Origin of the sequence: Paenibacillus sp. J5C2022, from assembly GCF_025567625.1 — a bacterium.
In the GTDB taxonomy this organism is placed as follows: Bacteria; Bacillota; Bacilli; order Paenibacillales; family Paenibacillaceae; genus Pristimantibacillus.
The window spans coordinates 57,490-82,636 of sequence record NZ_JAOQJC010000014.1 but is presented as its reverse complement, the minus strand read 5'-3'; the positions used below and the strand labels follow the sequence as shown (position 1 = coordinate 82,636).

General features: G+C 40.4%; 14 protein-coding genes. 12 read left to right on the top strand and 2 right to left on the bottom strand.

The features are described 5' to 3' along the window. The first annotated feature begins 68 nt into the window (after window positions 1-68). The 10 genes from M6D81_RS13525 to M6D81_RS13480 all read left to right on the top strand — a co-directional run bounded on the left by M6D81_RS13525 (window position 69) and on the right by M6D81_RS13480 (window position 20,723). Complete coding sequence (locus M6D81_RS13525) at window positions 69-1,796, top strand: TnsD family Tn7-like transposition protein (RefSeq protein ID WP_262677434.1); 1,728 nt, start codon at window positions 69-71, stop codon at window positions 1,794-1,796. 19 nt (window positions 1,797-1,815) lie between these two features. Beyond that, window positions 1,816-3,738, top strand: coding sequence for a TnsD family Tn7-like transposition protein (locus M6D81_RS13520; RefSeq protein WP_262677433.1), 1,923 nt, complete (start codon window positions 1,816-1,818; stop codon window positions 3,736-3,738). Between the two features lie 234 nt (window positions 3,739-3,972). After that, window positions 3,973-5,454, top strand: a complete 1,482-nt coding sequence (locus tag M6D81_RS13515) for a TIGR02677 family protein (protein ID WP_262677432.1) — start codon at window positions 3,973-3,975, stop codon at window positions 5,452-5,454. 1 nt (window position 5,455) lies between these two features. Further along, window positions 5,456-6,652: a TIGR02678 family protein gene (locus M6D81_RS13510; RefSeq protein ID WP_262677431.1), complete on the top strand. Its 1,197-nt coding sequence runs from the start codon at window positions 5,456-5,458 to the stop codon at window positions 6,650-6,652. Continuing rightward, entirely contained in the window at window positions 6,639-10,853 is a 4,215-nt protein-coding gene (locus tag M6D81_RS13505) for a TIGR02680 family protein (RefSeq protein WP_262677430.1), read from the top strand. Before M6D81_RS13510 ends, M6D81_RS13505 begins: the two co-directional genes overlap by 14 nt. Further along, complete coding sequence (locus M6D81_RS13500) at window positions 10,840-12,108, top strand: DUF2399 domain-containing protein (protein ID WP_262677429.1); 1,269 nt, start codon at window positions 10,840-10,842, stop codon at window positions 12,106-12,108. Before M6D81_RS13505 ends, M6D81_RS13500 begins: the two co-directional genes overlap by 14 nt. 46 nt (window positions 12,109-12,154) lie before the next feature. Continuing rightward, on the top strand, window positions 12,155-14,398 hold the full coding sequence (locus M6D81_RS13495) for an AAA family ATPase (protein ID WP_262677428.1): 2,244 nt from the start codon (window positions 12,155-12,157) through the stop codon (window positions 14,396-14,398). 224 nt (window positions 14,399-14,622) lie between these two features. Then, entirely contained in the window at window positions 14,623-16,230 is a 1,608-nt protein-coding gene (locus M6D81_RS13490; RefSeq protein ID WP_262677427.1) for an RNA-directed DNA polymerase, read from the top strand. A gap of 91 nt (window positions 16,231-16,321) precedes the next feature. Further along, a complete protein-coding gene (locus M6D81_RS13485; RefSeq protein WP_262677426.1) occupies window positions 16,322-18,463 on the top strand; it encodes a tetratricopeptide repeat protein in 2,142 nt (713 codons plus the stop codon). A gap of 139 nt (window positions 18,464-18,602) precedes the next feature. Next, on the top strand, window positions 18,603-20,723 hold the full coding sequence (locus M6D81_RS13480) for a ComEC/Rec2 family competence protein (protein ID WP_262677425.1): 2,121 nt from the start codon (window positions 18,603-18,605) through the stop codon (window positions 20,721-20,723). 508 nt (window positions 20,724-21,231) lie between these two features. Here M6D81_RS13480 and M6D81_RS13475 read toward each other — a convergent pair. Together M6D81_RS13475 and M6D81_RS13470 are read right to left on the bottom strand one after the other, a co-directional pair. Further along, the gene (locus M6D81_RS13475; protein ID WP_262677424.1) at window positions 21,232-21,918 is read right to left on the bottom strand and encodes a FadR/GntR family transcriptional regulator; all 687 of its coding nucleotides are present in this window, start codon (window positions 21,916-21,918) and stop codon (window positions 21,232-21,234) included. Window positions 21,919-21,986: 68 nt separating this feature from the next. Then, window positions 21,987-23,084: a pyridoxal-phosphate dependent enzyme gene (locus M6D81_RS13470; RefSeq protein ID WP_262677423.1), complete on the bottom strand. Its 1,098-nt coding sequence runs from the start codon at window positions 23,082-23,084 to the stop codon at window positions 21,987-21,989. 255 nt (window positions 23,085-23,339) lie between these two features. On the opposite strand from M6D81_RS13470, the gene M6D81_RS13465 reads away from it, so the two are divergent. Both M6D81_RS13465 and M6D81_RS13460 read left to right on the top strand, forming a co-directional pair. Then, window positions 23,340-24,365 (top strand): Gfo/Idh/MocA family protein, encoded by a 1,026-nt coding sequence (locus M6D81_RS13465; RefSeq protein WP_262677422.1) that lies wholly within the window; start codon window positions 23,340-23,342, stop codon window positions 24,363-24,365. Window positions 24,366-24,410: 45 nt separating this feature from the next. After that, complete coding sequence (locus M6D81_RS13460; RefSeq protein WP_262677421.1) at window positions 24,411-25,142, top strand: MBL fold metallo-hydrolase; 732 nt, start codon at window positions 24,411-24,413, stop codon at window positions 25,140-25,142. Window positions 25,143-25,147 lie beyond the last annotated feature (5 nt).

The window sequence follows — 25,147 nt, the reverse complement described above, 5'->3', positions numbered from 1 at the left end:
AGTCGAGTACTAGGAACATCTGAAATAGGGAAAACTAGCAATAGGACTTATCTGAGAGGATGATTCTATTGCTAGCTTATTTTCCGACACTTTATGAGGATGAATTGCTGTACAGCGGGATAGCTAGGTACCATGTAGTTTCAGGAAATAAGACACAAAAACAAACCATTGAGGACCTTTTTGGAAGTCGAATGGGATGTGCGACTGCAGACCTGCCCAGTAACCTAACAAGTCTTGCCGGTATTCTTAAAGGACAATATACGACCGATCAAATTATTAGTGACCACACCTTACTTCCTTATTACGCTCATTATGTGAATCAAAAAAAATTTCATCATGTACTTTCCTTAATGGGGAATGGGAGTAAACAAGGTGAAGTACATGCCTCCTTGGGCTTACTTGCTTCATCTATAAAGTTGCCGGAGAAGCTAAGATTTTGTACTGAATGCTATAAAGCAGATAGTGAGATATTCGAGCCATACTGGCATCGTTGCCATCAGTTGCCCGGTGTATCTATATGTCCATTGCATAAGAGCATATTAAAAATCAGTGAGGTGGAATACTCCACTCTACATCACAAATTTTCATATCTACCCTTGGCAGTACACAGTAAATTAATCTTTACCGAGCCCCTTATCGATGCTAGCTGGTTGGAGCATCTAGAGTATATTGCTGTTCAATCAAATATACTTCTACAGTCCCAGTTAAAATCTAGAGAGGAGACTACATGTTACAAAAGGGGATTATCTATTGAGAAATATCAATCAGTAGGTGGACGTATACGTTTTAATCGTCTGATACAGGACTTTCGGAATTTCTACACGGATGAACTACTTAATTACCTTGACTGTAGTATCGATTCTAACAGCTCGGATACGTGGCTGCATAAAATTATCAGGAACCAGGAAGAAATTACGCATCCACTAAGGCATCTATTGCTACTCGGGTTTTTTGAAAAATTTTTCGGTGGTTATTCGATCTCCTCCAACAACCAACCATTTGGAAGCGGACCTTGGCCTTGTCTAAATCATGCGGCTGATCACTGCAATCTTAGTGTTGTTGAAAAATGTGTAGTTTCTCGTTGCTCAACAACCTCAAAGCCGGTCGGAACCTTCCAATGCAGTTGCGGATTTGTATATTCGAGACGAGGTCCAGATACGTGTGATGAGGATCGTTATCGGAGAGGCAGAATTAGAACTTTTGGGCCGGTTTGGTATAACAAACTAAAACATCTGAATGAAACCAATTCTTCTCTTCGTCAAAAAGCTAGAATTCTCGGTGTCGATCCGGGAACTGTAAAAAATCAAACGGAGTATCTTGATTGTAATAAAGCATCTTTGCATCAGATAGAAAAACAAAGTCAACCTGTCACGTCGAGAAGAAAGAGAAGTAGAGTACGAAATTCATCAGGAGTAAAAATCAAACCAAGAGTGGATTGGAGTCAGCGAGACGAGATTTTGTATGATGCAATTGTAAAGTCTGTCGAACAGATGAAACAGTTGCCTCATCCCCAAAGAATAACGTTGGCCTCTATTGCAAGGTATACGGACTCAGTTAACCTGTCACATAAGCTCTTGCATAATCTTAACAAGCTTCCTAGAACAAAAGAATTCATTAAGAAACAAATTGATTCCACAGAGACCTTTCAAGTTCGCAGGTTAATATGGGCAGCAAGCAAGCTTAAAGAGACGGAAGGTAGGGTAGTAGACTGGAGACTATTGAAGCTTGCCGGCTTGAATCAGCCGCTAAAGAAAATGACTGAGGACAAATTTTTGGAACTCCTAGAGGGTCCGTAATGAAAGAGGGACGAAGTTTATGTTGTCGTATTTTCCGACCTTTTATCCAGATGAAGATAGCAGATCCATCATATTTAGGTACCATGTGCATTCGGGTAACAGCGACTTATCAGCTACAAACTCCGATTTGTTTGGAAGAAAGGCCTATCGTTTAACCGTATTTCCACGCAATATGAATTTTTTGTTTAATCAGCTGCCAAGTGGATTTTTGTCACTGGATGATTTTTTGTTTAACCATACCTATTTTCACTGGGTTAAACCATTCATACCTAGTGACCGATTAGCTATGGTCGTTAGAGAGATCACAGAAAATGTAGGCGAAACCAACATTGCTGCATTACTGGGTAGAGGTCAAGATTGGCTCATTTCAGAGGACTTACGTTATTGCCCTAAGTGCATGATTAATGACAGAGAACAATATGGTGAAGTCTATTTGCATAAGGCTCATCAATTAGCCTTTTTAAAATGCTGTCCAGACCATCGCAGTAAATTAATTATGGCTTGTCCTAGCTGTAGTAAGAAATTGGCTAGTGCGAAAGATGGAAAACTATTGTCTTCCATAGAATGTGATTGTGGTTGTGATCTCTCACATTATCAAGAGGAAGCAGCAGCCCCTAACTTTGATATAGAACAGCGGATCTTTAAGAACTTTTATCAGGCGGTTAGTTACTCTCAGCAGGTATCACGGGAAGAGATATTTATTACAATGAAAAATGCATTGGGATTGAAAGGGTACCTGAAGTACTCTGGTGGCGTTGATAGAAAACAACTTTTTCAGCACTTTGAGGATTTTCTAAAAGACAATGGCTTAAAGGAGTACTTGAGTACTGACATAAAAAACCAGGTTAATTCAGACAGTTTCTTTCTTTCAAGCAAGGCGGTTAAAAACATCCTATTCTATATCTTATTTATGATGTTTTTATCTGGATCGGTTGAAAGTTTTATATCGGAGAAAGCAGCCTTTTCTATACCTATACCGTTTGGGAATGGGCCATGGATTTGCAATAACCCAGTTTGTGAGGGATATGGATTAGGCGTTATAAAAAAATGTGTTCGTGTAGACCATGATGGAAAATATATCTCAGGATTATTTGGTTGTCCGATATGTGGATTTAGTTTCTCAAGAAGATGGAAAATAGGCGAACATGGTAAAGAGAAGCCCTATTCGGTATTGACTATGGGTCCATTGTGGCATTCAACTGTATTTGATCTTCATTCAAGTGGCTTAAGTAAAAGTGCTATTGCCAAAAGGTTAAAGACGAGCCCAACCCAAATAAAACTTGCATTGAACAGGCTTAAAGAGCCGCCATCAGACACGAGAATAGCGCAGTCGCTTGAAATGTTGTGGGGATCATCTATAGATAGTAATAGCGAAGTTTCTGCAGCATCAGAATGCAGCCCGTTTTTAACAAAGAATCGCGAAAAGATGCTTGCAGTATTGAAAGAAAATAGTGGCTTATCCAGAACAGAGTTGGCTAAAAAGTATAATCATCTGTTTCATAAAATGTTAAAGAACGACCGGGACTGGATGGAGGAACACTTGCCTCCTAGTAAGAAAAATCGGATTCGAAAGAATTGGGCAAAGTTAGATATTGACTACAGCAAGATATTAGCTGAAGCAGCAGATGATCTATACAGATCAAATCCCGCCGAGCAGATAAAAAAGTACACAATACTGGCTCAATCCCCCAAGATTATTACCGAACATTTAGAGAATGCGCCTGAAAAATTCCCAAGAACTACAGAATTGCTAAAATGCAAAGTGGAGTCATTCGAAAATTATCTGGTACGTCATCTTCCTGTAATTATTGAACAAATGAAAAAATACAACAAGAGAGTCATCACCCTTGACAGTATTAAAACGTTCAGTCCGATGTATAGGAAGAGTACAGAAGAGGTGGACGAAAGAATCATTAGTCAGTTAGAGGTATTGTCATTTTGATTGTAAAAAGAACCAAGCGATTTATGTGCTTGGTTCTTTTTACAAGACTTAACAATTGAAATATGGGATAATAAATTAGGTAATTAGTATTAATGGGGCTGAAGATACAACATACAAAATGAACTAGATACCATTATGATGATTCTATTCATTCTAGGCAAATTAATAAATGTAGTCATGCATTTGACCGGGAATTCGGTAATAGGACGATATAACGTGGGAGGAGGCTATTCGGTGTCATATCAGTTTGAAGCCGTTGGGACATTGAAGTATGCGACAGAGAAAAAAGCTCCAATTTACCGCTCCATCATGCGTTTTTTATTGGAACAACACGAGAATTTAAAGCATTACTCGCAAATAGGAGAAATATTTGCTTTTCTAAAGAATAACCGAGTGATTCCTGGCAACTATCATGAGGAAGATTTATATGCGGACATGAAGCAATTGGAAGAGTGGGAGGCTGTTCTGTCTCGGCAGGATCGCCAAAGCGGCTTCACGATCGAAGAATTCAAAAAAAAGCGTTTGCGGTTTCAAATTACGCCTCTTGCCATTGAAATTGAAATGACGCTTCGTAGAGCAGATGAGTTGGAAGAGGCGCTGGTTGGATCGCTCGAAAGTAAAGATTTCGAGAGAATATTAAAGACTTTGGTTGATTTCGAAGCCGTCAGTGCGCGGGAGACGACTAACGAGGTCATCCAAGAGATATGGATTAGCTTGATGAATCTTCATGACAAGTTGAAAAGAAATGCATCAAGCTATCTAGCACATCTACGCAGTGAAAAAGCAGAGGAGCTTTTCAAGACTGAGGAGTTCCTGGTTTACAAAGAAAAATTTGTTGATTACTTACATAAGTTTATCCGTGCGATGAATTTATCACGATACCGCATTGCGGCCAAGATTAGAATGATCGATGATGGGTTTGTTTCGGCATACATTGATCGATTGGTCGAATACCACGCATCTATTCCAATGATTGATGGGACCAAGTTTAACGCTGATAAAAATCGTAAACGTCTGTGGGATAACTGGAGGGCTTTCTGCTCTTGGTTCAACACAACAAACGGAGACGAGAGTGATGTCAGCAATTTGCTCGTCGAAACGGAAAAAAGTATTCAACTGCTTAGTCGCTACGCCCTGCAGTTATCCGAAATGCGAAGACGTACCCGTAGTCGAAAAGAAGACTTTCGGGCGCTGGCTCGCTGGTTTCAGGCATGCGAGAGCCTTGATGAAGCCCATGTTCTATATGCGAGCGCCTTTGGAGCTGCGCAGACGCGTCACATAGTAGGTCGTAAGAAGCTGAGCGATTCAACGGAAGAGGAAATCTGGGAGCAGGATGAAATAATATTCGAGACATCACCGCACAACCGGATCTACAAGCGGCGTAAAACAAAATCGTTCGTCTCTGCATCACGGGAAGAGGAAATGAAACGCGCAGAGACTATTCTGGAAGAAAGACGACGTGAAGCGGCGATTATGGAATCTTACATCGTATCAGACGTGCTGGCAGTGAAGGAGATGGGAGTCATTGATCCCTTTGTGCGCAAGACGCTGCTGGAATGGGTAGGGAAAGCGATGGCCAATAAACAGCGGCGTGGTCAAACAGATCAGGGGAAGCGGTACACCCTGCATCAGCAAAGTCAGGAAAAAATTGAACTTGTTTGCACAGACGGTATCCTCAGGTTGCCCGATCTGGTGCTGAAGTTTGAGGAGCGATAGTGTGGAGATCACAGAAGAAATTCGCGTAGCCATTTCGGCATTGATGGAGAATTTCTGGATCGTGAAAACAAAACAGCCTGATGAATATCACGCCATTAAACGCAACAAAACATATGTCCAGCAGTATTTTCACAACCGTTTCGGTTATCGGCTGGTCGATGCGCCCAATCTATTCAAGTTAGAAAAAATTCCGTATGTCGCGATGTCATGGATGGGGATCAAGTTTTTTAAAAATAAAAACACCTATAGCCTATTTACTGCATTTCTAGCGTTTTTAGAAGAACGGTCGCCGGAAGACCTCTTCTTGATTGCTACGGCAGCGGACTACATCAAGTCATTTTTTCTTGCCGATGATTCTGAGTCATTCACCCTGAAGTGGGAAAGCCATCAGCACCGTTCCGATTTCGTGGACGCGCTGCAATACGCGGAGCGGGTAGGGTTGATTTCGCGGCTGGATGGGAACCTAGATCGCTATCGTGACGATGAAGCAGTGGAAGTATTGTACCAGCCGACTTTGCTCGCTAAGCATTACCTTAGATTTTTTACCAAGCCGCTTGCGGAGTTCAGCAAAGCCGAAGAGTTACTTCTTGACGGGTGGAAGGAGCAGAAGGAAGCAGGACCGCGTGAGAACTTGCACACAATAAATCGAAAGCTCTTTTTTTCTCCTGTCGTTTATCGTGATGAACTGACGGGTGAAGAGAAGCGTTATTTCAGTAATCAGTGGCGTACGTTTGCCGAGAATATAGAAGTACACACAGACTATCAGCTTGAAATCTACCGTGGAGAACTCTTACTAATCGCAGAGCAACGTGGAACATCCGGCGAAGAATATCCTGATCAGAAAGCCGTATCGGAGATTGCTCTTCATTTTGGCAGTCTGGTACGTGGCAAAGTACTGAATATGACCGAGCGGCCAGACTTCTCTATTTTTATTACAATACACGAATTCAATGAATGGGTTACTGAACTTCAGGATGAGTTTCGTCATGGGTGGCACAAAAATTGGCGACTTCGAGAAACCGAGCAACTCGCGGTGGAGTTGCTTGCATTTTTGGAAGATTGGAAGCTGGCCCGCTATGATGAGGTGAGCTACTCTGTCGAACTTTATCCGACTATCGTTCGGGTAGCAGGTGAATATCCGAGGGAGTTTACAGTTAAAATGCAGGGCCTGGAGGTCGATGACGATGACAATCAATAAGTATGAACTCTCCCGAGCGGGCATGCTCAATTATTGGTACTATGATGATCGCGAATTTGATTTTCGCGGTGGTAAGCTGTTATTGCGGGGTTCAAACGGCTCAGGGAAATCGGTTACTATGCAAAGCTTATTGCCGTTACTTCTTGACGGCAATAAAGAGCCATCCAGGCTTGACCCGTTTGGCTCCAGGTCACGCAAAATGATTGATTATCTGCTGGGAGAGAACGGCGAGAGACGAGATCGCATCGGTTACCTGTACCTGGAGTACAAGCGAAGGAACACTGAAGAGTATGTCACGACAGGGCTTGGGCTTAAGGTGACCTCGTCAAGTGATAAAGTGGAGTCATGGGGATTTGTGATTAAGAACAGGCGCATGGGGCATGATTTTTTTCTTTATAATGAAGGATTTAATGAGAAGGGTGAACCGATCCTGATTCCACTCACACGGCAGGATCTGATTGCGCGTGTCGAAGAAGAGGGCTGTGGCCAAGTCGTCCTAACAAACGCAGAGTACGCCGAACTCGTCAACCAATCGATCTTTAAGTTTAAAACCATGAAAGGCTTTTATGATTTAGTAAAGCTCATTGTTACGATACGCACTCCGAAATTGTCGAATGATTTAAAACCAGAGCGTATTTATGAGATTTTGGAGGACTCTCAGGCGGAGATTGCGCTCGATGATTTGACAGCGCTCGCGGAAACGATTCAAAACATTGACAAGCATAAAGAGCGTCTCGAAACGACGAAACAGGAGTTGGCTCATGCTACGGCAATTGCAAAGGCGTATGACGATTATAATGAGGCCATGTTGGCCAAAAAGGCGGAAGAGCTTCTTGAAGCCCGCGGAAAATGGCAAGAAGCCGAGCGCTCGATCAATAAAACCTTAAATGAGCTCAAGCGGGCAGAGGCGCGGCACGCCGAGCTCATTTTGCATGTACAAGAGCTACACAAGGAAGAACAGCAACTGAAAGAAAAGCTGGAACGTATGCGAGATTCCGACGCGTTCAAAACAAAGCGGGACCTGCAGCAGAAAGCGCGGGAGCTAGATGAGAGTGAGAGAACGGTAGTTAGCCGTAAAGACGCAAAAAGTACTAAAGATGCCCGTGAGCGCGAAGCGCGCACAAAGCTCCGCGATCTAACGGATGAGGTAGCACGAATCAAGAAGGACACAATGAGTAGGCTCGATGAACTTGCCAGTGTCGCAGAAGAGATCGATTTTACCGAACATGAACAGTTACAAATGCAGGCTTCCACACTGCTTGAGAATGAAACGGTTCTTATGGCGGTAGACCAGTGGCGGGATCGACTCAAAAACCATACGGATGTATCGCGCACGATTCTTCAAGTATTACAGCAGGAAGTGGACCAGCAGGTGCAAGTTGATGGCGCAAAAGATGCTCTCGAAAAGGTAAAGGTAACGAAGAAAACCGAGGAAGAGGCAAAACGGCAAAACGAGGAGGCCTTGGAGGAAAGCATTGAAACATTGGACGCATGCATCCATGCATGGTCGCATCAGAACGAAGAATACGTGCTGAATGGGGATGAAACCGAGCGAATCATGAATGCGACAGGGCTGCTCTTCGAAGGAACCCTGCCGACCGATGTGAGCCAAATAATTCAGGACGGATACGAACAGCGCAAACAGGAACTGACGATCCAACAGCTTGAGGCAAAAAACGGTCTTAAACGAATCCAAGAGGAGATCAATCGAAAAGAACAGGAGAAAAAAGCAATCACCGACAAGCGTGACCCTGAGCCAGAAACGCGGAGACCAGAGACGGTCCACGTCAGAGAGAAGTTGCAGATGGCGGGCGTGCCCTTTGTGCCTTTTTACGAGGCAGTTGATTTTGTTGAAGGCGTTGACGGAGAAGAACGGGAACGCATAGAAGCATCACTCGCTGAAATGGGGGTGCTCGACAGTCTGATCGTTTCAACTTCTTATACGCATGTGATCACCGAGAACGATACCGTTTTGCAGCCAAGTGCGCCGCTTACGAACGTCGAAACGTTACGAAAATATCTGAGGCCCGTCTCTGTTGAAGGTGTAGATATTGCAGCATCTGAAATCGAGGCAGTATTGGCGGGAATTGCCGTTATACCGCAGATGCAGGAGCCTTATGTTACAACTACGGGAGCCTATCGGCATGGCATTGTCACAGGTGCCGCTGTTCCAACGAGCGCTTCCAGGTTTATAGGGAAAGAGTCACGTCGCTTGTACCGCCTTTTTCTTCTCGAACAGCTTACAAAGGAACTCGAAGAGCTAGAGGAACAGAAACATCAGCTTTTGGGACAAAGTGAGCAACTCAGCCGTCGTGTCTCGACATTAACACAAGAAAACAGATCGTTCCCATCCATGAACGACATCGTGGAACTCCACGACAAAGACAAGAGACTGCACGATCGTATACAGTTTTTGCAGGAACAAGAAAATGAGCAACTTGCTTTGTTGCAGCAGCAGATTGAGCGTCTTCGTGCGCTTCAGGTGAAACGTGAAGAGCTCTCTCGCGGACGAAAAATAGCGCTTCGAGTGAGCGCATACCAGAACCTCATGGAAGCGATCGATCACTATAGCGTGACGTTAAATCAACTGCGTGACCTCTGTAAAGACCTGATCAATAGGCGAACAACAGCAGAGCAGCAATTTATGGCGGTCGAACAGGCGGAGGCGGATGCTCAGGAGGCTCATGAAGAGGTGCTTCGCGCCAAAAAACAGCGAGACTTGCTCGCCGCGCAAGTCAAGGGAATGAAAGAAGCGCTGATCGCGCTAGATGGTGATCAAATCGATGATCAGATTGCGCTGGTCGATGACCGGCTTACAAAGATTCCTAAAGAAAATGTCGCATTGGTTGAAGAACGGACGAGAGCAGAAGGAGAAACTGGGCAGTTAAAGGAGAACGTTAGTCGCTTTAAACGCCACCAGGACTTTTATGCCTCATTGTACGATGCTCGCGAGCGTTTATTCGAGATGGAGATGCAGATTGTAGGACAGCCTTTCGATTACAATCAACTGATCGGGGCGGCGCAGGATATCATCTACACCGATTCCTCCAATAACCGAGCTCATGTCATGGGGAAAAGAGACAAGCTTTCTGATGCATACCATGCTATGACACGCGGTCTCATGAACTACTCACCACTGTGGTCTGAGCGGACTGCCGAAGTACAAATGCCAAATGCGGTAGGCGAATCACTTCAATTTGAAATTGATAAGCTGGAAGCTTCTACTACCCGAGTGTACCTGTCTTTGAACTTGGAGGGACGAGCTGTCACGCCGCAAGAGCTTAAGCTGTACGTTGAGAAGGAAGTCATGGCGATAGAGGAAATGATCACTGAGCAGAATGAAAACGTGTTTAAGGAGATCATTTACAATAACGTCGGCGAACGGATTCGGGAATTAATGCTACAGACCAGCTTATGGAAGGACGAAATCAATCAACTCATGGCGGAACGCGTGGTATCGAGCGGATTGAAGCTACGGTTGGAATGGAATCCACGCAAATCCAAGAACCCAGATGAATTGCCATCTAGGGAGCTTGTTTCATTACTCCAGAAAGATCCTGAGACATTGCGTGAGACCGATTACCGAAAGTTGACGAATCACTTCAATGCCAAGATCGCTGAGGTCAAAGCGATTATGGACAGTTCGGAAGCGCATAAAGATAAAAGCATGGAAGATGTCATGCAGGAAGTGCTGGATTACCGTAAATGGTTCGAGTTCAAGTTGTTCATAAAGAAGGGTGAGGATAAAGAAAAAGAGTTGACGAAGGACGCTTATTTGGCACTTAGCGGCGGCGAACGGGCATTAGCTATGTATATCCCTCTTTTTGCGGCGATATTTTCCCGTTATAGTGAAGCCAGCCCTGAAGCGCCGTATATTATTTCAATGGATGAGGCCTTTGCTGGAGTCGATAGTGAGAACATTGCCGACATGTTTGGGCTGATTGAAAAGCTTGATTTTAATTTCATTATCAACTCTCAAGTGCTGTGGGGTGATTATGAGACTATCTCTGCTCTCGGCATATCGGAGATCATTCGCCCGAATAACGCGAAGCATGTCACCGTACTTAATTATGAGTGGGATGGTCGTAGAAAAACTGAACTACCACCGCGGCAGGTTGCGCCGCTCTCCAAGGCGGAGAGCTTGGTAATGAGTCAGCTGGAGCAGTTGGAGCTATGGGAGGATCCGAATGAGTCCACTTGAAGAGGCCATAGAATACTTTAAGGAAAAAGGTGGGTTTACCCACCTGTTGCGTCTTTTTGGCGACAAAGTAAAGAGCTTGGGTTCCGTTGGCGGCTCAGTAACGATACACGAGCCAAGTGAAGAGGAGAAACGCGACATCGGCCGCTGGATGGGGAAAAGATACACGAATTCGATTCATGTTGATTTAAAGCGGTTTGAGGCACGATTTGAAGGTACACGCTTTGAGGGTGTTACACTACTCGATGTCCTGCGTTCTGTCTTGCAGGATGAGCTCGTAGCAAACCGAGTTGTACGTAATCGGCAACAGGAAGAGCTACGAAATTACTTTAAGGACCTTCTAATCAAATACGATAATATCTTTACTTCTTTTGTGACGAGTGAAATTCTTGCGGGTCGTAATGCAACTACATTTATATTGGCCTATAATCGCGGCGAATTCGAATCAATTGAACAGGTTTATCGTGCGTTGGTACAGCTTTTTGCGCAGAAAAAAGTCAGGCTATCTGTCTTCGCCAATAAGATCACAGGAAACCCTCATGCTTTTGATCATGATCCGCGGTTTATAGCTGCGCTGCAAATGATCCACTCCTATTTAGAAGATGAGCCATATCGCTCTGTAAGCACGGCAGAAGAAGTAAATGAATTGCTATTTGACTTTGGTATTTTGAAAGATGATATAGCTAACTATACAACCTGTACTGGGCTTGTCGCAGAAAGGGACGGTGAACCCTTAAAATCCTGGTTATATGCATGCCATGAAAGTAGTGTTCAAAATGTACCACTTCGGGAACTTAATACAATAGGTCATGTTTACCCTATGAAGGGGAAACAAGTGTTTGTTGTTGAGAATTCAGGTGTTTTTTCTTCGCTTAAAGATTTGCTTGACGAGGACAAACGATCGGTGGCACTTCTTTGCACACATGGTCAGTTTAAACTTGCCGGCCTAGTTCTCATCAATAAGCTTGTGCAGAGCGGTTGTATTATTTACTATTCTGGTGATTATGACCCAGAAGGGATCCAGATGGCTGCACGACTTATTAGACGGTATCCTGATCATGTTAAAGCGTGGCGTTATTCCTTAGAGGATTATATGAAAAGTGAGCCGAGCATGGACATTGCCGCCACGCGCTTAGCCAAGCTTAAGAGTGTCCCTCCTGTATTTGCAGAATTGGCAGATATGTTGAGAAAACTAGGAAAGGCTGGATTTCAAGAGAAACGCATATCCGATTTGTATAGCGATCTTACTTCCATGTAAGAGTTAAAGCGTCAAATGATTTTTACATTAGACAGGGAGGGATAAAATGATTGAGAAAGTAACAGTCAAAAACGTAGCCACTTATGATCATGTAGGAGTGACTTTCCAAGGCCTAAAAAAAATTAATGTAGTGTATGGAAATAATGGTTCTGGTAAGACCACTTTATCGGAGGTTCTGCGAAAAAATGATGACTCTCCTCAATGTACAATTGAGTGGAAGAATAGGAAAATGGATACTTATGTATACAATAGAAATTTTGTTAAGGAGAACTTTTTACAAGGACCAATTAAGGGGATATTTACGCTAGGTAAAGATTCAGTTGAAACACAATTGAAGATAATTAAGTTGAAAGAGAAAATCACTGCACATGACCAAGAAATAGATAATTTGAAAGGAAAGAGCAAAGAAAAAACAGAAGAACTAGAGGATTTAGTCAAGAATTTCACTCAAGCTTGTTGGAAAATAAAAAATGATATTGATTCGGAATTCAAAGAACTAATTAAAGGAGTTAGAAATTCCCAGGATAGATTCATGCAGAAATGTTTGGAGGAAGCTCAAAATAATCGCCTTCCTCTGCTACCACTTGATGAAATTATATCAAGAAAGGAAAGTCTTTTTAATCGAGCCACCGAAGAAATGCAGAAGAAACCTATTTTGAATATTGAAAAACAATTAGAGAACGACCCAATATTTGAAATGAAAATTATCGGAAGAGAAGACGTTGACATTGCATCATTGATAAAAAAATTACAGATCAGCGATTGGGTCAACCAAGGTAAATTAATTTTAAAACATGACGGACGGGTGTGCCCATTTTGTCAGCAGGATTTACCGTCACATTTTGAAGACAAACTAAGCATGTATTTTGACCAAACTTATGAGACACAAATGGAATATCTTACAGATTTTTCGAGACGCTTCATTGAGCATAACGAAAAAATGATTTCTGATGTTAATCGGATACTAAATAACGGGATTAATTCCTTTATCAATAAGGAAAAATTGAATGATATTCTAAACATACTAACGGCAAAGTTTGAAGAAAACAAACTCCTTATTGAACAAAAATTACGCGAACCTAGCAGATCCGTAAAGCTGGCAAGTAGTAGTGAATTAGTATCTACCATGAATGAAGAAATTGAGGCATCGAACAAAAAAGTTGACGAATATAACTTGCTTATCGCAAACTCTAAAACTGAAAAAGAAAAACTAGTAAAGGCTGCTTGGAGATATATAGTAGAACTAAATACGGAGAATTTAAAGAGCTACCTGCAGACTAAGGGCGGGTTGGATCGCACGCTGGCTTCGCTAACAGAAGGTATCCGCAAGAAAGTAAAATACAAGGACGATTTTAAAAGAGAGTTAGTACAATTTCAAGCAGAAGTCACTAGCATTCAATATTCGGTAGAAGAGATTAATAGAATTCTTACTTCGTTTGGATTCAAAAACTTCAAATTAGAAGCAGCATCCGAGAAGGGGAATTACAAGATTGTTAGGGATAATGGAGAGGACGCTAATGAAACTCTAAGTGAAGGTGAAAAGACATTTATAACTTTCTTGTATTTCTATCAGTTGTTGAAAGGAAGTAACAATTCGGAGGAGTTTTCAACAGAGAAGGTTGTAGTTATAGATGATCCAATATCAAGCTTAGATACGAGTGTTCTATTTATGGTCAGTAGTTTGGTAAGGCAGCTAATGTTTGATCTGAAGAATAACAAATCTGATATCAAGCAGATTATTCTATTAACGCATAATATATATTTTCATAAGGAAGTTACATATAATCAGGGCAAAAAAAGTTTTGGTGAAGGTGCATTTTGGATACTGCGAAAGAAAGAGAACATATCCTCTGCTGAGTATTACCCAGAAAATCCAATTAAAACTTCTTACGAATTACTTTGGAAGGAATTAAAAAATGTGCAAGACCAAAGCTTAATCACTATTCAAAATACTATGAGAAGAATAATAGAGAATTATTACAAGTTTTTTGGGAATATGGATCTAGATAAGTTAGAGGATCATTTTGAGTTTGAGGAAAAAATGATCTGCCGCTCGTTGCTTTCCTGGTTAAATGACGGTTCACACTCAATAAATGAAGACTTATACGTAGAAAGTAATATTGATTTAATTGATCGGTATAAAGAAGTGTTTAGAGCAATCTTTAATAAAACAAATCACGGTGCTCATTATGCAATGATGATGAACGAGGTAATACCTAATGAAAGTCTTCGTCGTATAGGAGAGGAGTTATCTAAAGGAATAAAAGAAGCGGCTGGGGGTAGCGCCTAGAGGTAGGTTATGGAATAACGGTGAAGTTCTACACCTTCGAGTAGCTGTGATTCGACTGGTGGAGGCTTCTGATGAGTATTTCCACCGCTAAACCTACTTTTATGTGCTAGGAGAAATGAAGGAGACCGAGACAATCAGGAAGGTAATGAGAAAAGTTTGAGGATAATATCAAATGTCTCAGGCGGATCTAGGTAACAAAAGGTATATATTGTCAAGGAGGGTTTATGGACAAGACTGAGATGCTTCAGGATTTAATTAGTAAGGGGTTTTTCCCAAGAGAGTTAGTACCTGCATTTACTACGCAGAGCTTAGCCAGTATTGCAGTCACAGATATTATTCCCTCTATTGTTCAATTTAATCGCTTATGCAAAACTAGTGTTTATGGTAGGCATTCCATTGCACGAGTGGGTCATTCCAGAAGAATACTTGCGATTCCAAATCCAATTCACCAATTAAAGTTATTCCAGACTATTGTCGAAAACTGGGAAGTTATTGAGAATCATATCAATTTGAGCGATTTATCGTTGTCCAAGCCAATTTACAATAAGGATAGTAAGAGAGCTTTTTCACGGGCCAGGGAGTTGGCAGATATTTCGGTTGAGCGTGTTCTTCGCTCTATTCATTCACACTATCTCCTTAAAATTGATATTTCCAAATTCTATGCATCGATATACACACATAGCATTCCATGGGCATTGCATTCAAAGCTAGAAGCAAAGCGTAATCGAAATGATCGCCAGTTATTAGGTAACATACTAGACTCTGATGTCAGAGTAATGCAGGATGGCCAGACTGTAGGAATACCGACAGGACCGGATAGTTCTCTTATTATTAGTGAGATCATTGGATCTGCGATAGATGTGGAAATCAATGTGAAAGTGAAAGGTATTCGAGATGGGTTTCGATATATGGATGATTATTTCCTGTTCTTTGGAAGTAAGGCCGAAGCAGAAACAGCCTTATCTGAGGTGCGATTAATTCTTGGAGGCTATGAGCTCGAAATGAACGCTGATAAATCTAAGATCATTTCGCTGCCAGAAATACTGGAACCGCAGTGGGTATCGGATCTACGCTTACATCAGATCAGTAGTAATTCTGTAGAAGAAGAGTGTAAACATATTATCAGTTACTTCAGTAAAGCATTCGAATACCATAAACGGTTTCCAGACGAATATGTTCTTGTTTATGCACTTAACAAAAACAAGAAGCTACTAGTGGAACCAGATAATTGGCCGTTGTTTGAATCTATAATCCTTAATATAATCTTGAATTGTCCAACAGCAATTAAAGTAGCAGTCAGTATCTTTGAGAACTATAGGTGGTATGGATATGCGAACGATGTAAGCAGAGTCAGTTTGACTATCAATGAAATTATTCTTCATCATAGTAGACTCAATCACGGTAGAGAAGTCTGTTGGGCTTTGTGGCTGGCTATGGTTATGAATGTGTCTATACACGATTCCACTGTTGATGAAATTGTGAACCAGGATGATCCAGCTATTGCCTTAGTATTTCTTGACTTACACAGCAAAGGGTTAGCGAAAGCTGATACTAATTTCGACTATTGGTTTTCATTAATGAATGAGAGTAGTTTAACTAATGAGTTCTGGCTTCTCGCATATGAGGCGAATATTAAGGGCTGGTTATCGACACCGAATGATTATATATCCGGAAACAACTTTTTCTCACTACTAAGAGAAAAAGGTATATCGTTCTATGACACGAATAAATTATTTACCTTAAGTGATATTGATGATGAGAAAGAATTTGATCGCATACAAGCAGAAAGTGATGATGAGGATTTGACCTCAGGTATTTCTCCAGCACACTAGATGTAACACAGTTGCTCTCTAGCGTATTTATTATGTGACTAAATTATTGCTTATAGTATAGATGTACATAAAGAAGGAGTGTATTTCGGAAATGGATTATTATAGCCGACTTAAAAGTGGTGGTTCGAATTTAGCTGGGGGGATTGCCTATCAGGATATGGTAGGCTTACTATATCTGTTTATACATATTAAAATATCAGAATTCAAAGAAATTACGTTTGAATCACATGATGATTTTACAATGATAATGAGCGACCATGAGGTGTATGTGCAAGTCAAAAATACACAATTAGGCATATCGCAAATAAGAGAAATTTTGGAGTCAAAGTCGTTTAATACGAAAAGCAAATCAGTAAAGCATGTTGTCATTGCATCTAAATATGATGGCAAAGCAAAAAGTTTACTCGAAGATTTTAAAAGGATGAAGAATGCATGTGAAACTTTAAGAAGCGAAGAAGATATTATAAATGTTCGAAATGAATTCAATCAGCTACTACATAAAAATGGACTGAATCCCGACATTTTTCATGAAACTGTCTTTGAAGAGTTCCCGTCTGCTCAAATTTCAGAAGTAGTAAAATTTCATATGTATGATTGGTCAAGTAAGCAAAATTTGGCAGTTGAGATTGATGATTGGTTTGATAAACTTATTTCATATCTTTCATTAGACTTACGTGTTCACCGTGGTTCTCTCAAAAAGAAAGAGATTGAAGAACTGGCAATTAAATACCCTAAAAGAGAAGTAAGTAATCATATAGCGCCCAAATCCATTATGCATTACGATCATTCGAAAAATTCAATTTTACTGGCGTTGACAAAAGACATAGCTGAGAATAAACATTTTGCGGAAAAACTTACTTTTATTAAATTATATACAGAAATGGATCGATGGGATGAAGCGCAGCAAAAAGCTGAAGAATTAATTAACTATGGTGATACGTTTAAATATTATTATCTTTGGTTTCTTTATCAGTCTGGGAAGTATAACCGTTTGATGGATCAATGCAATCAATTTAACAAACAAGAACTCTGTCCATATTATTCGAATTATTATAAAGGCTTGGTTTTTTTGGAGAGATTTGATTATTCCAAAGCGATTGACTGTTTGCAGAAAGCTCTTTTGAATGACAACACTTTTGACGTCAATTTGCGGCTTGCTCAACTTTATAATTTATCACAGAATAAAATTGAGAGCTTAAAATATTATCGTCTTTGTCTTTCGAAACAACCTTTAAATGCTGAATTGTTAGTTGAAATAAGCCCTCTTTTGCTTAATCATGAAGCGATTACGTTTCTGGACAAAGCGCTAGAGATTAACCCAGAAATACATCAAGCATATTTTGAAAAAGGGAAGATTTTAAGGTACTATGGCATGAATAAAGACGCTAATGAGTATTTTCAAAAATATCTTTCTCTTCGAGATATTCTTAATAAAGAATCAGACGAGGTACTGAAGGAAATTTCATTATGCCTTCTAAGCCTTGGAGATGAAAAAGCGTATATTTATATGAATGATTGGCTGATAAATTTATTATATAACAAGTCTAAAAACAAAAAAGTTAATGATGAAATTATCGTCATCATGGATAATTCTTGGCTTAATACACAACTTATAGTTTGTAAAAAGTCTGGTGAGGATTATATCGTCAGCACTCCAATAAGTGAATATATACTAACAAAAAGGGAAGAAAGTTTTATTGGGATTGGCTGTATGTCTGACTCTTTTTTGAGGATGTCAGCGAACTTATTCCGAAAAAACAATGTAGGAATTCCAAATGATTATGAATATATACCTGCGATAGTAAAAGCATATCGTTCCAAAAATGAATTTAATAAAGTGATCAAATCTATGCGTCTAGATCATTCTGCGAATTTGAACAAAGATTACCTCACAAACACTGTAAATGGAAGTGGCCAGTGGCATTTTAAGGAGTATATCAGTGAATATGACTCAACATCTGTATTAATTGATGAATTGCAAAATGCAATGCATGTTCAGATAGAAGTCGGAAATTTTAGAATCACAGGATGGTTTAATAAGGGTGGAGAGAATTATTTCATGTTTAATAGTAAGGTTGAAAACTCTAGTGCTAATGATGAAGCCGTATTGATTCTTGAGTGTGAAGAATCAAAAGAGATTATACATATCAAATTCAACGTGGGTGTTATAAAGATCGTAAAAAGTGCAAACTTTCCTAGAAAATATGTTAGAGATGTTGTGTTGCCAGTTTAACCTTAAACATAATAACAATAGAATCCCACTTATAGCTCTATTCTGGTCAAACATTTACGCTAAAATCTACTATTAAAATAGTAATTCAACTTAGAGTGTGAAAGCTATGATTCTTAATGCCGTTAGAAGGAGAAATTGTATGGGAAAGAAAAATGGAGAGCCTAAGCTAATTATTGAAGCAATTCAAGTTGGTCATGGTGATTGCACGTTGATTAGTTGGAACAATGGGAATATGAAATCAGCATGGAATTGTATTATCGATGGTGGTGATGGTGATTCATCAAACAATCAAGCGATTTTAGATACCCTTGATAAGTACGGAATAAATTCAATCGATCTAGCTATTGTCTCCCATTTTGATACTGATCATATAGGCGGCTTTAGTAATCTTTGCGAAAAGGTCAAAATAAAGACCTACTGGTCACCGTACACGCCTGCCTTTGTAAAATACTCATGGTTATTTGGGAGCAGGGGACAAAAAGCTGTTAACAGAGCATTAAATCTTGAAAAGAAGCTTGAAAAGTTAAAAGTGGAGATGCAATCTCCACTAGATGGTTACATAGCCACACCTGTTGAGGATTTAAGAATTAGTGTGTATTCACCTCCTTCTAAGTTGTATGAGCGATTACTATCTGGAAGAAATGTGGAGGAACTGTTTAGTTCCTATCCAACACCTATTGGAACAGTATTTTACGATTTTTTAGATTATTCTAGAGAAGAGCTGAACAACCCTCTAGTTCGGGGATTCCAAGAACGTAAGTTGGGAAATACAGTTACAAGGAACCTGGTCAATGAACAAAATGAGCTAGCAAGCACTCGGAACAATATTGAAATTGAAGACGCTGATAAAGTTGCAGTATGTGCACAACAAGGTTTGGGTCCCGAGTTTTTTGGAAACCACTTACTGAACGATACAAGCCTTGTTATTAAATTAGAGTTCTGGTTGGGAAGTCAATGGTTTAGTTTGCTATTCCCTGGCGACCTGGAAAACTGGGTTTATGTAATTAAACGTCATCAACCTAATTTATATTCTGATTATTTTAAGGTTTCACATCATGGAGGACGTATCTTTATTGGAGAGTCTAACGGTTTAGACCAGGTGTTTCAAGCGATTCGTCCTACCTTCTCTAGTATCAGTGCAAGTGGAAAACATGGCCTTCCTCATGCTGCTACACGAGAAGCACTTGTGCGATGGTCATCATCAGTATTTTGTTCACTTAATAAGGGATGTGAACGGTTTAAATTGGATGGAAATTTACCAATTCAGGATAGTCGTAGTTGTAGAGACACATTTTCTTGTCAGAGAAGAGAAGATGGAAATACCTTTACTATTAATTCGAAAAGTATAGAAATTAATAAACAAGCTTGCCAGAGAACTTATACCCCTAATAGTTTGCCCGTTATACAATTTGAACAACACTTTATTCCGGATAGCAAAATACTTACTAACCTTAGTGAAAGAGAAATTGATAAACGTACAGGGTACATTAAAAAGTATCTTAATGAGATTTATAAAGAGAGAATCAATGGTGGTAATATATTTGTATCTAAACCTGTATCTATAGAGGAAATCCATACTAAGTTATTGCAGGATAATAGATACCTAACTCAAGGACAAATTGAACAAATTTTTAAACATGGTTATCTAAAAGGTGAATTCTGGTCTAGAAGTAATGGAAACTTAAGGTATGATTCCTGGAGGGAGGCATACAAACTGCCTACAAATGATATTATTAAAAAAATGTGGGCTTTACTTGAAAAGAAAGAGCTACTTATTACGATACTTCCTCAGATTACTGGTGGGGCTAGCACTATATTAAATGAAGTGTCAAGGGATAACTTTGCTGTAATCTTAGAGAAAAGAACAGCGTATCCACAACAATTGATTGATCAGTATGTATGGCCAGTGTTAATTCCAAATGCATTAAAATATTTCAATTTAGTATATGTTGTATCGCATTCAGATTATCGCAAAAGTTTCTTGTTGTTGTTTCGGAAGAGTATAAAATCATTTCAAATTATTATTGAGAAAGAATTGAAGCATGCGCCATTTAAATTATATTCTGATTATGAAAGTGATTCATATTATCATGAGCTTTATGATAAGTATGCAGAAGGAAACGCAAATATTTTTATGTTGAATTCGTTTATAACAACAAAGGGTGGAAATAGGATTAAATTTGTTGACGATTTATTTGTTGCATTTAATCATATCAATGAAGGTTCTACAAATCGGTATGATATTATTTCGCCCTATTAAGAATTATGGAAAACTTAAGTAGCAGGATAAATATTTGATTTGATCAAATAACAGTAAGTCAAACTGGTTCGCAACATTCTTTACTTGGTAATTTCTAGTGGTTCACGACATTCTTTTTTTCGTCATTATCACATGCCTTTGTAAACCCAGTAAAATCAACAAAATCAGTTCACGACTTTTATATCACAAGACAACTTTGTCCAGTGACATTAATGTTGGTGCCTAGACATTAATGTTGGTGTACGGACATTATAGTTGGTGTTCCATAGCTGATCTGAAAACAATAAAATATTACCAAGACGTGGTCCCGATGATTAAAATCATTCGGGACCTTTTCTACAAAGGCATCCGCCTCTCCACTTTCCTGCAAAAGCGAAAGAATAGAAAAGGTTGGACGGAAAATATGACGATTTCCGTCCAACCTTTTTATTTTGGGGACTTATTGAACAGCCCCTTTTTTTAATTCGAAAGGAGAGGGAAACCCTGCAAGCAAACTTAGGAGATAGCATTACTTGTTTGTTTTGTGCAGCAAATGCTCATTCAAGAGGTCAAGAGCTGCGATACGATCACGATTTTGCAGTAGTTCCACAAGCTGACGGTGCCCTTCAAGCGTTTTTTTCTTGACCTCTTCAGATACGGTCTCGTTCTTCTCGGATGTATCCAATAGGGTGAAATAATTATCAATAACCTCTGTTAAATTTAATAAATAATGATTGGAAGAAAGGCTTACAATCATTCGGTGAAATTGTAGATCGAGCTGGGTGAACTCCTTGTAGGCTTCCTCTTTCTCTGCTTGATCAATAATAGCAGTTAATGCTTCGAGTTCTGATCTGGTAATCTTCTCCATAGCTTGAAGGACAGCAGCTTGCTCAAGCACGGTGCGAAACTCAAGTAACTGTGTGAACTTTACTTGATCCCCTCTTGTAATAAACATCATTTCTTGAAATAAGCGTGACATATTTTGTTCTTTAATGAAAAGCCCTTTGCCTTGTTTCTTATCAATCAGCCCCAAGGTTTCCAAATGACTAAGTGCTTCGCGTATGACAGGTCTGCTTACAGCTAAAGTTTCAGCTAGATTTCTTTCAGTTGGTAGGCGATCACCTGGCTCTAACTTATGGGTCACAATATATTCTTTAATTCTATCACTCACAATGCGAGAGAGAGAGGTAACGTCTTCCTTATTCAAATGCTCCACTGTGGCTTTGCTTCCTCCTCAATAAACGTTTTCAGTCTATTGTAGCAAAATTATGCTGTACTGCACATCTATTCATTCAAAAGCTGCTCCAGATCATGAAGTGGCTGATCCATGAAAGGAGCAACCATGTTATGCTGTCGATCTACATCTTTGTACCCAGCTCCGCTAACGATACAAACGATTTTGTCATGCGGGTTTAATTTGCCTGCTTTCATGGCTTGAACCACACTAGCAAGAGCGATAGCGCCAGCAGGCTCAGCATAAATGCCTTCCTTGGCAGCGAGCTCTTCCTGCCACTTCCAGGTTAATGTATCTTCAATTACCTCACCAAAGCCATTACTTTCACGGAGAGCCTCAAATGCAATACTTGCATCTGGTGGACTCGGTACTTGAATGCCGGAGATGAGCGAGGTTGAGGATCCTGAAGCAGGTCGACCCAATCCTTCATTATAGCCACGAACTAAATTTGAGCAACCAGCTGATTGACAAGCGACCATACGTGGAAGCTTGTCGGTGGAATGACGAAGAAGCAAGTCTCGAAATCCATAGTATATGCCGCTGAATAGACCACCACCGCCAACAGGTGAGAATACAGCATCGGGTGTGAAGCCAAGCTCCTTTTGAATATCCCAAGCAATGGTTTTAACGGCCTCCATAGCTTTAGGCGCATAAGCGAAGGCGGTAATAGCAGGCTCCCAATTGTTACGCTCTGCTTTTTCTCTTACCATCTCAAATACCTTTGTTCCGATCTCCGGGCTATATCCCATGCCCTTTACCTTAAATACTTTGGCCTGGTGAACGACAATTTGCTCCAGCTTTGCAGGAATGATATTTTCTTGCACATAAACATAATAAGGAAGTCTGGCTCTTGCTGCATAAGCGGCAAGGGATGCACCTGCGTTACCTGAGGTAGTACCGATGCAAGCCGTTTTACCTGCCTGCTTGGCAAGCGATAGAGCGAGAGCAGAAATTCGATCTTTATAGGAGCCAGTCGGATTTAGTGATTCTAGCTTAAAATATAAGTTAGTCAATCCCAACTCTTTTCCAATGGATACACTTGGAATAAGAGGAGTATGCCCCTCCCCCAACGTTACTCTGTTCTCCTCAGCAACGCTGGGCAAGTATTGCGCATATTTCCAAATGCCTTGTGATCCCATGTTAGACATTATAATTTCTTCCTTTCGTAGAGTAATGATTATCATCATGAAAATATGAGCGTGAATAAGAGACAATGGTAATTGGTATTACCAATTTCAATGTACTTGATCTCTTATCCTGCAGTCAATCCTTTTTTTTAAAGATAAGTATATTGACCAAGACCTGAGTAAAATGCTATATTCGATTTGGTAATACCATTTTGGTAATACCAATATTGCGTACCAATTAAGCATTAAGATTTCATGTAGGTAGGTGATAAGGTGATGCAGGCCAACGATCAAACGGTGGGAGAGGCTAGACAAGTGATACGTCTAGGCATAATCGGGTTAGGTAGATTCTCGAGATATCACCTCATATGCTTAAGTCAGCAAACAGATGTAAAGCTAGTAGCGGTTGCTGATCTAAACAAGGATCAAGTGAATGAAGTAGTTGAACAATGGAATTGCAAAGGGTACTTGGATTGGAATGTTATGCTTGACAATGAAAGCATGGATGCGGTTATTGTATTAACGCCAGAAATGTATCATGTTGAGCCCGTTTTGAAAGCGTTATCTAAGGGTTGTCATGTTTTTGTCGAGAAGCCATTGGCATTGGAGCTTGAAGAAGCAGCAAAGCTGGTGCAGACTGCTGTACAAGCCAATAGATTGTTAATGGTTGGGCATGTAGGAAGATTTGATACTCGTTTATTAAAGATTAAGAGAGCGGTCACGGAAGGACGACTAGGCCCACTGCGCTCTATTTATGCAAGACGAAATAATCCTAAAAAGTATTTTCCGATTTATCGCCGTTCTAGTCCTATCTATATATTAGGTATTCATGACATTGATCTGATGCACTGGATTACAGGATCACGTGTAGTGGAAGTGTTCGCTCGCTCTTCCTCTTCCTCTGACTCCGAACATGATCTAATATGGTCAATGCTCAAGTATGAGAATGGAACTATAGGTGTCATTGAAAATAATTGGCTTATGCCAGACAACACACCGGCAGAGATGGATATTCGTATGGAGATTGTTGGAGATAGCGGAACCATTCATTTCCAAGAGCCAGATCGATCCTTAGAGTTTTGGGTCGATGATGCTGTTACAGCTCCAGCCTCTTATTCCTGGAATGAAGTGTACGGTCAATATTATGGCGATTTACATAATGAAATGAATCATTTTTATGAATGCATTCGTCAAAACAAACCATCCTCTATTTTAAATCCTTATGATGCGCTTGAAGCAGTAAAGGTTGCGCAAGCGATAGTTCAATCCAGCAAAACGGGACTTCCTATTCAGCTGAGCTGACGGAACAAGGATAGATTAATTAGAGAGAAAAAGGGTGAAATAAATATGCGGCTAACGGAGCAGGTATATTTGGTAGGAAGTGGCGCCCTTGGATGCAATGAGACGGATGCTTACGATTGCAATATTTACTTCATAGATGGCGGAAGTAAACGGATGCTTATCGATTGCGGCTCGGGCATGGGCGTTGAAGCTATCCTTTCCAATTTGAATAGGCTTGGCTATCAAGCAACTGACATCAATTGGATCGTTGTTACTCACAATCATGCCGATCACTCTGGTGGTGCCCACGAGCTAAGATTGCGCACCGGAGCAAAGATTATCTGTTCACAGCGTACTGCATCAATTGTTCAAATCGGTGAGAGTGCCATGGGCTTAAAGGCAGCAAAAGAGCAAGGAATTTATCCTAAAGATTATCAATTTATACCGATTACACCTGATTTGATCGTTCGTGATGGTGAGCAAATCAGGCTAGGTGAGCTGTCGATTCAGTTTTTGGAGACGCCGGGACATAGCTTTGATCAAATAAGTGTGTATTGTCCTGAGCTTGAAGCATTATTTTGCAGTGATGTTATATTTGCAGGGGGGAAAATAGCAGTACAGCAAGCAGCTGACTTTTCCTTAGTTGAATTAGAGCAATCGATACGTAAGATGTCTAAATTACAAATAACAGATCTGTATCCTGGTCATTGGGAACCGCTTCCAGAAGATAGAGGCGCTACTTTACATCAATCCATTAAACTGTTTGATGCTGGAATCATACCAGAGAGCATCGTTTAAATCAC

What these genes read in the sequence shown, in the direction of transcription:
- M6D81_RS13520 (WP_262677433.1), top strand. Translation starts at nt 1,816, where the DNA reads ATGTTGTCGTATTTTCCGACCTTTTATCCAGATGAAGATAGCAGATCC.
- M6D81_RS13505 (WP_262677430.1), top strand. Translation starts at nt 6,639, where the DNA reads ATGACAATCAATAAGTATGAACTCTCCCGAGCGGGCATGCTCAATTAT.
- M6D81_RS13500 (WP_262677429.1), top strand. Translation starts at nt 10,840, where the DNA reads ATGAGTCCACTTGAAGAGGCCATAGAATACTTTAAGGAAAAAGGTGGG.
- M6D81_RS13495 (WP_262677428.1), top strand. Translation starts at nt 12,155, where the DNA reads ATGATTGAGAAAGTAACAGTCAAAAACGTAGCCACTTATGATCATGTA.
- M6D81_RS13490 (WP_262677427.1), top strand. Translation starts at nt 14,623, where the DNA reads ATGGACAAGACTGAGATGCTTCAGGATTTAATTAGTAAGGGGTTTTTC.
- M6D81_RS13485 (WP_262677426.1), top strand. Translation starts at nt 16,322, where the DNA reads ATGGATTATTATAGCCGACTTAAAAGTGGTGGTTCGAATTTAGCTGGG.
- M6D81_RS13480 (WP_262677425.1), top strand. Translation starts at nt 18,603, where the DNA reads ATGGGAAAGAAAAATGGAGAGCCTAAGCTAATTATTGAAGCAATTCAA.
- M6D81_RS13470 (WP_262677423.1), bottom strand. Translation starts at nt 23,084, where the DNA reads ATGTCTAACATGGGATCACAAGGCATTTGGAAATATGCGCAATACTTG.
- M6D81_RS13465 (WP_262677422.1), top strand. Translation starts at nt 23,340, where the DNA reads ATGCAGGCCAACGATCAAACGGTGGGAGAGGCTAGACAAGTGATACGT.
- M6D81_RS13460 (WP_262677421.1), top strand. Translation starts at nt 24,411, where the DNA reads ATGCGGCTAACGGAGCAGGTATATTTGGTAGGAAGTGGCGCCCTTGGA.